This is a genomic window from Dyella sp. OK004, assembly GCF_900114495.1.
Taxonomy (GTDB): Bacteria; Pseudomonadota; Gammaproteobacteria; order Xanthomonadales; family Rhodanobacteraceae; genus Dyella_D.
Genome location: NZ_FOZI01000004.1, coordinates 62,028 through 74,956, shown reverse-complemented (window position 1 = coordinate 74,956; position 12,929 = coordinate 62,028). Strand labels below are relative to the sequence as shown.

At 66.2% G+C, this 12,929-nt stretch carries 10 protein-coding genes; all 10 read left to right on the top strand.

Annotation, left to right across the window (positions count from 1 at the left end):
* Positions 1 to 235: 235 nt before the first annotated feature.
* The 10 genes from BM338_RS16510 to ilvA all read left to right on the top strand — a co-directional run bounded on the left by BM338_RS16510 (position 236) and on the right by ilvA (position 12,907).
* On the top strand, positions 236 to 1,846 hold the full coding sequence (locus BM338_RS16510) for a 2-isopropylmalate synthase (protein ID WP_090452733.1): 1,611 nt from the start codon (positions 236 to 238) through the stop codon (positions 1,844 to 1,846).
* A complete protein-coding gene (locus BM338_RS16505) occupies positions 1,843 to 2,784 on the top strand; it encodes a branched-chain amino acid transaminase (protein WP_090452731.1) in 942 nt (313 codons plus the stop codon). Before BM338_RS16510 ends, BM338_RS16505 begins: the two co-directional genes overlap by 4 nt.
* Entirely contained in the window at positions 2,781 to 4,193 is a 1,413-nt protein-coding gene (gene leuC / locus BM338_RS16500) for a 3-isopropylmalate dehydratase large subunit (protein ID WP_090452729.1), read from the top strand. Before BM338_RS16505 ends, leuC begins: the two co-directional genes overlap by 4 nt.
* 169 nt (positions 4,194 to 4,362) lie before the next feature.
* A complete protein-coding gene (gene leuD, locus BM338_RS16495) occupies positions 4,363 to 4,947 on the top strand; it encodes a 3-isopropylmalate dehydratase small subunit (protein ID WP_090452727.1) in 585 nt (194 codons plus the stop codon).
* Positions 4,944 to 6,041, top strand: a complete 1,098-nt coding sequence (gene leuB, locus BM338_RS16490) for a 3-isopropylmalate dehydrogenase (RefSeq protein ID WP_090452725.1) — start codon at positions 4,944 to 4,946, stop codon at positions 6,039 to 6,041. The genes leuD and leuB overlap by 4 nt, the downstream gene beginning before the upstream one ends.
* A 186-nt stretch (positions 6,042 to 6,227) precedes the next feature.
* Entirely contained in the window at positions 6,228 to 7,934 is a 1,707-nt protein-coding gene (ilvD, locus tag BM338_RS16485) for a dihydroxy-acid dehydratase (RefSeq protein ID WP_090452723.1), read from the top strand.
* The gene (gene ilvC, locus BM338_RS16480; protein WP_090452721.1) at positions 7,931 to 8,947 is read left to right on the top strand and encodes a ketol-acid reductoisomerase; all 1,017 of its coding nucleotides are present in this window, start codon (positions 7,931 to 7,933) and stop codon (positions 8,945 to 8,947) included. The genes ilvD and ilvC overlap by 4 nt, the downstream gene beginning before the upstream one ends.
* A 254-nt stretch (positions 8,948 to 9,201) precedes the next feature.
* Positions 9,202 to 11,082: a biosynthetic-type acetolactate synthase large subunit gene (gene ilvB, locus BM338_RS16475; RefSeq protein ID WP_090452719.1), complete on the top strand. Its 1,881-nt coding sequence runs from the start codon at positions 9,202 to 9,204 to the stop codon at positions 11,080 to 11,082.
* Between the two features lie 14 nt (positions 11,083 to 11,096).
* A complete protein-coding gene (gene ilvN / locus BM338_RS16470) occupies positions 11,097 to 11,345 on the top strand; it encodes an acetolactate synthase small subunit (protein WP_090452717.1) in 249 nt (82 codons plus the stop codon).
* A complete protein-coding gene (gene ilvA, locus BM338_RS16465; protein ID WP_090452715.1) occupies positions 11,342 to 12,907 on the top strand; it encodes a threonine ammonia-lyase, biosynthetic in 1,566 nt (521 codons plus the stop codon). Before ilvN ends, ilvA begins: the two co-directional genes overlap by 4 nt.
* The last annotated feature ends 22 nt before the right edge of the window (positions 12,908 to 12,929 follow it).

The following is a 12,929-nucleotide window of genomic DNA, read 5'->3' as shown; positions in this document are numbered from 1 at the left end:
AACAACCACCTCAGCACCGCCGAAAAGAGTCGTCCTCCGACGCTCTACGGCCTGCTGCGACTGCGCGGCAACCTCCTTCTTACCCTCGTACTCGTACTCCTTATTACTAACGGAGGTGCGGGCTGAGGGCTTGTGTCCAGGTAAAGCAAAACTAACCTAGATACCCCAAAGAACCCCGCACCCGGAAACGGATGCGGGGTTTTTTATTGCCCTCCGCGACGCCTCAGCGGAGCCAATGATGAAGACCCAGGATCAACCCAGCAGCGAGAGCAGCGACGTGAGTGACGTAGCTGCCGAGCGTGTGCGCATCTTCGACACCACCTTGCGTGATGGCGAGCAGGCGCCCGGTTTTGCGATGGATCGACGCGCCAAATTGCGCATGGCGCATGCGCTCGAAGCGCTTGGCGTGGACATCATCGAAGCAGGTTTTCCGCAGGCATCGCCGGACGATTTCGCGGCCGTGGCAGAGATCGCCAGGATCGTGCGCCACTCCACCATCTGCGGCCTGGCGCGATGTCAGCCCGGCGATATCGACACCACCGGCCGTGCACTGGAAGCGGCACACCACTCACGCATCCACGTATTTCTCTCCACCAGCCCGCTGCATCGCGAACACAAGCTGGGCATGAGCAAGGCACAGGTGATCGATACCGCCGTCGCCGCCATCGAACGCGCGCGCGGCCTGTGCCACGAAGTCGAATTCTCCGCCGAGGACGCGCTGCGCACCGAGCCGGAATATCTGGCGGAAGTGTTCAGCGCCGCCATCGCCGCCGGCGCCACCACACTCAACGCGCCGGACACCGTCGGCTACACCACGCCCGCCGAAATGGCTGAACTGTTCGCCTACCTGCGCCAGCACGTGAAGGGCGCCGAGCGCGTGGTGTTTTCCACGCATTGCCATGACGACCTGGGCATGGCGGTCGCCAACAGCCTCGCCGCGGTAAGCGCCGGTGCACGCCAGGTGGAATGCACCATCAACGGTATCGGCGAACGCGCCGGCAATGCATCGCTGGAAGAAATCGTGATGGCGCTGCGCGTGCGTGCGCCGCACTTCGGCGTGGGCACGCGCATCGACAGCCGCAAGTTGTATCCCACCTCGCGCCTGCTGACACAGCTCACCGGCCAGGCAGTACCGCGCAATAAGGCCATCGTGGGCGAGAACGCATTCGCGCATGAATCCGGCATCCACCAGCACGGCATGCTTAAGCATCGCGGCACCTACGAAATCATGCGCCCGCAAGATGTCGGCATTGCCGAGACCAAACTGGTACTGGGCAAGCACTCGGGTCGCCACGCGCTGCGTCAACGCCTGCAGGCACTGGGCCACGCGCTGGACGACAGCGCGATGGACGATGTGTTCGCCCGCTTCAAGACGCTGGCCGACAAGAAACAGGAAATCCACGACGAGGATCTGGAAGCGTTGGCTCTGGGCCAGGACCCCGACGCCGCCGGTCCGTGGCATCTGGTGCAACTCAACACCGCCTCGCATCTCGGCGGCAGCGCGTCGGCCTCGGTGAAGCTGTCCCATGACGACGGCCGCGAGATCGGCGAAGCCGCCATCGGCGATGGTCCGGTCGATGCGGTGTTGCGCGCGTTCCAGCGCGCCACCGGCACCGCACTCGAACTCACTCAGTTCCAGGTACGCGCGGTGAGCGAAGGCGGCGACGCCCAGGGCCAGGCCCAGCTCACCGCCCGCCATGCCGCGCGCGACTGGCGCGGCAATGCTGTCAGCACCGACATCGTCGAAGCGACCGCGCTGGCCGCGCTCGCGATCGTCAACCGTATCGAGCGACAGGCACCGCAAGCCGCCGTCGCCGTCCCGCAAGCCCAAGGAGCCTCCGCATGACCACGCCATTTCTTTGGCACAACGGCCACATCAAGCCGTGGACGGAAGCCACCGTCCACGTCAGCACCCACGCGCTGCACTACGGTTCCTCGGTGTTCGAGGGCGAGCGCGTGTATGCCACACCGCAGGGCCCGGCCTACTTCCGCCTGGCCGATCACACGCGCCGCCTGTTCGAGTCGGCCCGCGTATACGAGATCGAGATCGGCTACACCGAAGACCAGATCAACGCCGCCTGCATGGAAGTGATCCGCGCAAACCGCATGGGCTCGGCCTATGTGCGCCCGATCGTGTTCCGCGGCGCGGGCGGCCTGGGCGTGCTGCCGAAAGATGGCGCACCGGTGGACGTGGCGATCATGGCGCTGGAATGGGGTGCCTATCTCGGCGACGCGCGCGAGCATGGCGCGGATGTATGCGTCTCTTCATGGCAGCGTCCTGCGCCGAACACCGTGCCGAGCTGGGCCAAGGCCGGCGGCAATTACCTGAGCAGTCAGCTGATCGGGCTGGAAGCACGTCGCGGTGGTTACGCCGAAGGCATCGCGCTGGGCCACAACGGTCTGTTGAGCGAAGGTGCCGGCGAGAACGTGTTCGTGGTGAAGAACGGCAAGTTGCTCACGCCGCCGACCAGCGCCGGTATCCTCGCCGGCATCACCCGCGACACGGTGATGACCCTGGCCGAAGACCTGGGCATCAAGATCGAAGAGCGCGACCTGCCGCGCGAAGCGCTGTATAGCGCCGACGAAGTATTCATGACCGGCACCGCCGCCGAGATCACGCCCGTGCGCTCGGTTGATCGCAAGGCAGTGGGCACCGGCAAGCCGGGCCAGGTGACACGCGCGCTGCAGCAGGCTTTCTTCGGTTTGTTCGATGGAACGACTGAAGACCGCTGGGGTTGGTTGACGCCCGTGCATTCCGACGCTACGGCGCAGGAGGCCGCATGAGCGCCAAGACCCTGTTCGAGAAAGTGTGGGATGCGCACGTCGTCGCGCCCGAAACCGCCGATACCCCGGCAATCCTCTACATCGACCTGCACCTGGTGCATGAAGTCACCTCGCCGCAGGCCTTCACCGAACTGCGCGAGCGCGGCCTGAAACTGCGCCGCCCGGATCGCATACTGGCAACGCTGGATCACTCCACGCCAACGCTGCCCGCGGCCGCCAATGGCGAACGCCCCTACGCCAACGACGAGGCGAAAGCGCAGGTCGCGCAGCTGGAAGCAAACTGCCGCGAGTTCGGCGTGGAGCTGCACGGTTGGGACAGTAACGATCGCGGCATCGTGCACGTGATCGGCCCGGAGCTGGGGGCCACACAACCGGGCATGACCATCGTCTGCGGCGACAGTCACACCTCCACTCACGGTGCATTCGGCGCATTGGCGTTCGGCATCGGCACCACCGAAGTCGGTCATGTGATGGCGACGCAGTGCCTACTGCAACGCAAGCCCAAGACGCTGGCCATCTACGTAGACGGTCATCTGCCGAAAGGCGTCGGCGCCAAGGATCTGATCCTGCACATCATCGGCGAGATCGGCGTGGACGGTGGCACCGGCTACGTCATCGAATACCGCGGCGATGCCATCGAGGCGTTGTCGATGGATGAGCGCATGACCGTGTGCAACATGTCGATCGAAGCCGGCGCGCGTGCGGGCCTGATCGCGCCAGACGACACCACGTTCAACTGGCTGAAGGGCCGCCCGCGCGCACCGCAAGGTGAGGCCTGGGAGACCGCTGTGGCGAAGTGGCGCGCGCTGCGCACCGATGCGGGCGCGGCATACGACCGCGAAGTGCGCATCGACGCCAGCAAGGTCAAACCCACCGTCACCTACGGCACCCATCCGGGCATGGCGATCGCGATGGACAAGCCCGTGCCGGCCGCGCGCTCAGCGCAGGAGACCCGCGCACTTGCCTATATGCACAGCGAACCGGGCAAGCCGATGCAAGGCATGCCGGTGGATGTGGTGTTTGTCGGCAGCTGCACCAACTCACGCCTCTCCGATCTGCGCGAAGCGGCCAACATCCTGCGCGGCCACCGCGTCGCCAGCGGTGTGCGCATGCTGGTGGTACCAGGCTCCGAAGCGGTGCGCCGCGATGCGGAGCGCGAAGGCCTGCATCAGGTGTTCACCGAAGCCGGCGCCGAGTGGCGCGTGCCTGGCTGCTCGATGTGCATCGCCATGAACGGCGACCTGGCACAGCCGGGGCAGCTGGTGGTGAGCACCTCCAACCGCAACTTCGAAGGCCGCCAAGGCAAGGGCGCGCGCACGGTGCTGGCAAGCCCGGCCACTGCGGCCGCTTCCGCGCTGGCCGGCGTGATCGCCGATCCGCGTGAGTACTTGACGGAGGCTGCCGCATGAGTACGCAGCGACATCGACAGCTCCTCCCCCTGCTCGCAGGGGGAGGTTGGGAGGGGGTAAGCCCTTGCGACAAACGCCGCATGACTTGCGGGGCTTCACCCCTCCCCAACCCTCCCCTGCTACACGCAGGAGAGGGAGCAGATCTCGTCTTCGCTCATCGGAGTGCCGCATGAAGCCCATCACCCGCATCCACTCCCGCACCGCCGTGCTGGCCGACGAGAACATCGACACCGACCGCATCATCCCTGCGCGCTTCCTCACTACCACCGAGCGCGCTGGCCTGGGCAAGCTGTGTTTCCACGACTGGCGCTATCAGCCGGATGGCAGCGACAACCCGGCGTTCCCGTTGAACAAGCCGGAAGCCAAGGGTTGCTCGATCCTGGTCGCCGGCCGCAATTTCGGCTGTGGCTCATCGCGTGAGCACGCGCCGTGGGCGCTGCTGGATTACGGCATCAAGGCGGTGATCTGCAGCGAGATCGCGGACATCTTCCGCAACAACGCGCTGAAGAACGGCCTGCTCGCCATCGTGATCTCCGATGCCGAGCACAACTGGCTGCTTTCGCACCCCGGCCTCGAACTGACCATCGACGTGCGCGGGCAATTCATCGCGCTGGCGGATGGTGGCCACGTGCCGTTCAAGCTCGAAGCCTTCGCCCGCCACTGTCTGCTCAACGGCGTCGATCAGCTGGGTTACCTGCTGCAGCACGCCGACGCCATCACCACCTACGAACAGCAACTGGAGCACGCCGCATGAAAGCTCGCATCGTCACCCTGCCCGGCGATGGTGTCGGCCCGGAAGTCACTGCCGCCGCCGTAGCCGTACTCGACGCCGTCGCCGAACACTTCGGCCACGAGTTCAGCTACGAGGAACACCTGATCGGCGGCTGTGCCATCGATGCCACCGGCGAACCGCTGCCCGCCGCGTCGCTGGAAGCCTGCAAGAGCGCCGATGCCGTGTTGCTGGGCGCAGTGGGCGGACCGAAGTGGTCCGATCCGCATGCGCCGGTGCGTCCTGAGCAAGGCCTGCTCGCCTTGCGCGCCGCGCTCGGCGTGTACGCCAACCTGCGTCCTCTGCAGGTACACCCCGCGCTGGCCGCACTGTCGCCGCTGAAGAACGAGAAGCTGAAGAACGTCGACGTGCTGTTCGTGCGCGAACTGACTGGCGGCGCCTATTTCGGTGCCAAGACGCGCACCACCGACACCGCCATCGACGAGTGCAAGTACACCGTCGCCGAAGTGGAGCGCGTCACCCGCCGGGCCTTCGAGCTGGCGCGCGGCCGTCGCCACAAGGTCACCTCGGTGGACAAGGCCAACGTGCTGGAAACCTCGCGCCTGTGGCGCAGCACGGTGCAGCGCATCGCCGCCGAGTACCCGGACGTGAAGCTGGAACACCAACTGGTCGACTCGATGGCGATGCTGCTGCTGACCCAGCCGTCGCACTACGACGTGGTGGTCACCGAGAACCTGTTCGGCGACATCCTCACCGACGAAGCCGCCGCGCTGGCCGGCTCGCTGGGTCTGCTGCCTTCCGCCTCGCTGGGCGAAGGCAAGGCCGGCCTGTACGAACCCATCCACGGTTCCGCGCCGGATATCGCCGGCAAGGGCGTGGCAAATCCGGTGGGCGCGATCCTGTCGGTCGCCATGCTGCTGCGTCATTCACTAGGCCTGGAACACGAGGCCGTCGCCATCGAAGCGGCCGTAGCGGATGTGCTGGAGCGTGGTCCGCACACCCGCGACATCGGCGGGCAGGCCGGCACCGACGCGGTTCGCGATGCCGTGTTGGTCGCGTTCGAAGAACATGCCGCCGCTTCCGAAGCGTTCTTCGCTGGAGCGCGCGCATGCGGCTGAGCAAGGCCGCCATGAATCCACGCGGAGGCCGTACGGCCTTCGCACCCTCTGCTCCTCCCTGCGTGCAGCGGGCAACGAGGGCGCTGCACACCTTGCCCCGGGTGTCCGCCACTCCCCGCGCCCTGTCCCGCGAAACCCCTGCACGCAGGGAGAGCACCTTCCACTGTTCCGCCAACGAGACCCTTCATGCGTAGTGATCTCATCAAGACCGGCGCCGACCGCGCACCCGCGCGCGCGATGCTGCGTGCCACCGGGCTGGACGATGCCGCCATCGCCAAGCCGCTAGTGGCGGTGGTGCATACCTGGTCCAACGTCAGCCCATGCAACCTCAACCTGCGCGAGCTGGCCGAACACGTCGCCGAAGGCATTCGCGCGGCGGGCGGCACGCCGATCGAGTTCAACACGATTGCCGTGACCGACGGCATCGCGATGGGCACGCCGGGCATGCGCGCCTCGCTGATCAGCCGCGAGGTGATCACCGATTCGATCGAGCTGGCCGTGGATGGCCACTGCCTCGACGCGATGGTGGTGCTGTGCGGTTGCGACAAAACCATCCCCGCCGCCGCGATGGCGATGGCGCGCCTGGATATTCCGGCGGTCGCGCTCTACGGCGGCACCATCGCACACGGCACGCACGACAACCATCCGATCACCATCCAGCAGGTGTTCGAAGCGGTCGGCGCACATGGCGCGGGCAAGATCGACGATGCCGAACTCGCATCTGTTGAGCGCGATGCCTGCCCCGGCGCTGGCGCCTGCGGCGGCCAGTTCACCGCCAACACCATGGCGATGGTGCTGACCACGCTGGGCCTGTCGCCGATGGGCTTCAACGACATTCCCGCCACGCATCCCGCCAAGGCTGCCGCCGCACGTCGCTGCGGCGAGCTGGTGATGGATTGCCTGCGCGAGCAGCGCTCGCCGCGCGCACTGATCAATCGCACTTCGCTGCGCAATGCCGCGCGCATGGTCGCCGCCACCGCTGGTTCCACCAATGCGGTGCTGCATCTGCTGGCCATTGCCCGCGAAGCCGGCGCAACCTGGACGCTGGAAGATTTCGAACCCGCGTCGAAGCACACACCCGTGATCGCCGACCTGCTGCCGGGCGGCCGCTACACCGCCGTCGAGATGTTCGGCGCCGGTGGCAGCGCAAGAGTGGCGCAGGAACTGATCGCGGCCGGCATGCTCGAAGACGCCCCCACCGTCACCGGCCACAGCCTGTTCGAAGAAGCCGCCGCCGCACCGCGCGCGGAACAACAGGATGTCGTGCTTCCCGTCAGCAAGCCGCTGAAGCCGCGCGGTGGCTATTCGATTCTGTACGGCAATCTCGCACCGGAAGGCTGCATTCTGAAGTTGGCCGGCAAGGGCGCCAGCCATTTCGAAGGCACCGCGCGTGTGTTCGAAAGCGAGGAACAGGCTTTCGCCGCCGTGCAGTCCGGACGCATCGCCAAGGGCGATGTGATCGTGATCCGCAACGAGGGCCCGGCCGGCGGCCCCGGCATGCGCGAGATGCTCGGCGTCACCGCCGCACTGATCGGACGCGGCCTGGGCGACGACGTCGCGCTGATCACCGACGGCCGTTTCTCCGGCGCCACGCACGGCTTCATGGTGGGCCACATCGCACCCGAAGCGGCGCGCGGCGGCCCCATCGCACTGCTGCGCGACGGCGACCTGATCCGCATCGACGCCGGTCTGCGCGACATCGAAACCGACGCCGACTTGGTCGAACGCCGCCAGCACTGGAAGCCACCCGCACCCAAGGTCACCACCGGCGCGCTTGCCAAGTACGCGCGCCTGGTCGGCTCAGCTTCCGACGGCGCCACCACGCATCCCGACACTGCTGTCTCCACACCCAAACACGTCCAAGTCACCGCTACCGAAGGAGTCACCGCATGAGCACCACCTCACATTCCACGCTGGCCCAAGCCCGCATCGCTGTGCTCGGCTATGGCAGCCAGGGCCGCGCCCACGCTCTCAACCTGCGCGACTCCGGCCTCGATGTCGTGGTCGGTCTGCGCAAGGGCGGCCCGTCGTGGGAGAAAGCCCGCGCCGAAGGCTTCAACGTGGCTGAGCCGGCCGACGCCGTGCGCGGCGCTGATCTGGTCGCCGTGCTCACGCCTGACATGGTGCAGCCCGCGCTGTATCACGAGTCGATCGAACCGAACATCAAGCCGGGCGCCGCGCTGCTGTTCGCGCATGGCTTCAACGTGCACTTCAAGCAGATCGAACCGCGCGCCGACATCGACGTGATCCTGGTCGCGCCAAAGGGCCCGGGCGCGCTGGTGCGCCGCGAGTATGAAATCGGCCGTGGCGTGCCATGCATCTGGGCCGTGCACCAGGACGTCAGCGGCCAGGCCGAAGCCAAGGCCAAAGCGTATGCCGACGGCATCGGCGGCGGTCGCGCACTGCTGATCAAGACCGATTTCAAGGAAGAGACCGAGACCGATCTGTTCGGTGAACAGGCCGTGCTGTGCGGCGGCGCCAGCTCGCTGGTGCAGGCCGGCTTCGAGACGCTGGTGGAAGCCGGTTATCAGCCGGAGATCGCCTATTACGAAGTGCTGCACGAGCTGAAGCTGATCGTGGATCTGTTCTACGAAGGCGGCATTGCCCGCATGCTGGAGTTCGTCTCCGAGACCGCGCAGTACGGCGACTATGTGAGCGGCCCGCGCGTGATCGACGCCGGCACCAAGGAGCGGATGAAGGCCGTACTCACCGACATCCAGGACGGCACCTTCGCGCGCAACTGGATCGCCGAGCACAAAGCCGGCCTGCCGAACTACAAGCGCTTCAAGCAGGCGGACCTCGAGCATCCGATCGAGCAGGTTGGCGCGAAGCTGCGCGCGCGCATGCCATGGTTGCAGGCGGGTGCGGCGAAGCCGGCGGCTGAGCCGTTGAAGAAGGTGGGGTAAGAGCTCGCGAGCCTTGCGAGGTCATCGCAAGGTTCACCCCCTCCCAACCTCCCCCTGTCCCACGGGACTAGCTGCGCGTCGCAAGCAGGGGGAGGGGCAAGAGCTCAGAGCCTGCGCAACCTGCTCCCTCCCCTGCTTGCGACGCGCAGCTAGTCCCGTGGGACAGGGGAGGGTTGGGGAGGGGTAAAGCTCTTGCGACACCGCTCCATTTTTCAGCAACGCAAAAGATCCACCACCAAAGGACCCGCTTCACCATGAATGCGCTTCTGCCGGACATTCTCGACGCCGCCTCTGAAAGCGACGCCACCCACCCCCTCAACGCGCTGCGCATGAGCGGCGCCGAGGTCGTGGTGCAGGTGCTCGCCGACGAAGGCGTCGACGTACTGTTCGGCTATTCCGGCGGCGCCATCCTGCCGGTGTACGACGCGGTGTTCCGCTACAACGCCACGCACCTCGCGCCGAACGGCGGCGAACCGATGCCGCTGATCGTGCCGGCCAATGAGCAGGGCGCGGGTTTCATGGCGGCCGGTTATGCGCGTGCTTCGGGCAAGGTGGGCGTGGCCATCGTCACTTCCGGCCCGGGCGCCACCAACATGGTTACGCCGGTGCGCGACTCGATGGCCGATTCGATTCCGATGGTGGTAATCTGCGGCCAGGTGCCGACGACGGCCATCGGCAGCGATGCGTTCCAGGAAGCGCCGATCAGCAACATCATGAGTGCCTGCGCCAAGCATGTGTTCCTGGTCACCGATGCCGAAAAGCTGGAAGACACCTTGCGCACCGCGTTCGAGATTGCGCGCAGCGGTCGCCCTGGCCCGGTGGTGGTGGACATCCCCAAGGACGTGCAGAACACGCCGCTGGAGTTTCGCGGCGAAGGCCTGCTACCCATGCCCGGCTATCGTGCGCGGTTGCAGAAGCTCGAACAGGCCACCTTGGCCGAAGCCGATTGCGCGGCTTTCTTCGAAGCGCTCGCACAGTCGCGCCGGCCGCTGATCTATGCAGGCGGTGGCGTCATCGCCTCCGGCGCCGCCGACCAGCTGCGTGCCTTCGTGGCCGACTTCGGTTTGCCAGTCACCACCACCCTGATGGGCCTGGGCGCCTACGACACCACCGAACCGCTGGCGCTGCACATGCTCGGCATGCACGGCACGGCGTACGCCAACTACGCGGTGGATGACTGCGATTTCCTGTTCGCACTGGGCGCACGCTTCGACGACCGCGTCGCTGGTGTGCCGGACCGTTTCGCACCCGGCGCGAAGTTCATCGCACAGATCGACATCGATCCCGCCGAGATCGGCAAGGTGAAAAAGGTCGACTGGCACCATACTGGCGATCTCTCGCGCACCCTGGCGCAGCTGCGCCGCTGGGGTGAGCAGCACGGCTACCGGCAGCGACTGGCCCAGCAATACTCAACGTGGCACCAGCACATCGCCGCGCTCAAGCGCACGCATGCGTTGGACTATGACCGCACCAGTCCGCTGATCCAGCCCTATGCGGTGATCCAGGAGATCAACCGTCACACGCAGGGCCGCGCCATCATCAGCACGGGCGTGGGCCAGCATCAGATGTGGGCGGCGCAGTACTTCGATTTCCGCGAGCCGCGCCATTGGCTCAGCTCCGGCTCGATGGGCACGATGGGTTTCGGGTTGCCGGCCGCGATCGGCGCGCAGTTCGCGCGGCGCGATGCAATGGTGATCGATATCGACGGCGACGCCAGCATCCGCATGAACCTGGGCGAGCTGGAAACCGTCACCACTTATGGCCTGCCGGTGAAGGTGGTGGTGCTCAACAACATCGGCGACGGCATGGTGCGGCAGTGGCAGAAGCTGTTCTTCCGAGGCCGTTTCGCCTCGTCCGACAAGAGCCTGCATCGCAAGGACTTCATCAAGGCTGCGCAGGCCGACGGCTTCGAATGGGCCGAGCGGCTGGAGCGCAATGAAGACCTGGCGCACACCATCGCCGCCTTCCTCGCCCATCCCGGCCCGGCCTTCCTGGAAGTGATGATCGATCCCGACGCCGGTGTGTACCCGATGGTCGGTCCTGGCGCGACTTATGCGCAGATGATCACCGGCGACCACATCGCTTCGCGGCAAGCGCCAGCAAAAACGAATGATCCCGCGAGCGACATGTTTTGAACCCCGAGACCGACATGAAACACACGCTTTCCATCCTGTTGCAGAACGAAGCTGGCGCGCTGGTCCGGGTCGCCGGCCTGTTTTCGGCTCGTGGCTACAACATCGACTCGCTGACGGTCGCGGCGACGCAGGACCCCGCCGTCTCCCAGCTCACTTTGGTCATGCATGGTGCCGACGCGTCAGTCGATCAGCTCATCAAGCAGACACGCAAGTTGGTTGACGTGATCGAGGTCAGCCATCCGGCTGTGGACGCGATGCCGTGAACGCGGCGGTCACCGAACGACAGGAAGACGGCGACGACACGGATCATGACCTTCTGCGCCGCACGCTGGCCGCACGTGTCTACGACGTAGCACGTGAATCGCCATTGGAACCGGCGCCACTGCTATCCGCTCGCCTGGGCCAGAACGTATTGCTCAAGCGCGAAGACCAGCAGCCAGTGTTCTCGTTCAAGCTGCGCGGTGCTTACAACAAGATGGTGGGTCTCGACGCGGCGCAGCGTGCGCGTGGCGTGATCGCCGCCTCCGCCGGCAATCATGCGCAGGGCGTAGCGCTCGCCGCCGCGAGACTCGGCCTGCATGCGGTGATCGTGATGCCGGTGACCGCGCCGCAGGTAAAGATCGACGCGGTACGCCGCTTCGGCGGCCGCTGGGTCGAGGTGGTGCTGGCTGGCGATTCCTATAGCGACGCGCAGGCCGAAGCGGCACGACGGCAAGCGCAGCACAGCTACTGCTTTGTGCATCCCTTCGACGACCCCGACGTGATCGCCGGCCAGGCCACTGTTGGCATGGAAATCCTGCGCCAGCATCCGGGGCCGTTGCATGCGATCTTCGTTCCGGTCGGTGGCGGCGGCCTGCTGGCCGGCGTGGCGGCATACGTCAAGGCGCTGCGCCCGGAGATCAAGGTGATCGGCGTGCAAACGGCCGATTCGGACGCGATGGCACGTTCCCTGGAAACCGGCACACGCGTCGCACTGGACGAAGTCGGCCTGTTCGCCGACGGCACCGCGGTGAAACAGGTCGGCGCGGAAACCTTTGCGGTGTGTCAGCGCCACGTGGATGCGATGGTGCGAGTGGATACCGATGCCATCTGCGCGGCGATCCGCGATGTGTTCCAGGAAACGCGCAGCGTGCCGGAACCCTCCGGCGCACTGGCTGTGGCCGGCCTCAAGCACTACGCGGCGGAACATGGCCTGCGCGATGAAACCCTGGTCGCCATCGTTTCCGGCGCCAACATGAACTTCGATCGCCTGCGCTTCGTCGCCGAGCGCGCCGAAGTCGGCGAGCAGCGCGAAGCCGTGTTCGCTGTGACCATCCCGGAAGAACGCGGCAGCTTCCGCCGCTTCTGCACCGCGCTGGGCCAGCGCGCCATCACCGAATTCAACTACCGCATCGGCGATGCCACGCAGGCGCATATCTTCGTCGGCATCCAGATCCACAGCCGCGGCGAACGCGAAGCGCTGACCGCCGCGTTCCACGCGCAAGGCTTCGGCGTACTCGACCTTACCGACGACGAGCTGGCCAAACTGCACCTGCGCCACATGATCGGCGGCCGCTCGCTGCTGGCGCACGACGAACTGCTCTACCGCTTCGAATTTCCCGAACGCCCCGGCGCCCTCACCCGCTTCCTCGGTCATATGCACCCGGACTGGAACATCAGCCTGTTCCACTACCGCAACCACGGTGCCGATTACGGCCGCATCCTGGTCGGCATCCAGGTACCCGCGGATGAGCGCGCGATGTTCCAGTCGTTCCTGCGCACGCTGGGCTATCCGCACTGGGATGAGAGCGATAGCCCAGCCTATCGGCTGCTGCTCGGCGCCTGACCGGCCCAGCAACGCCAGCGGC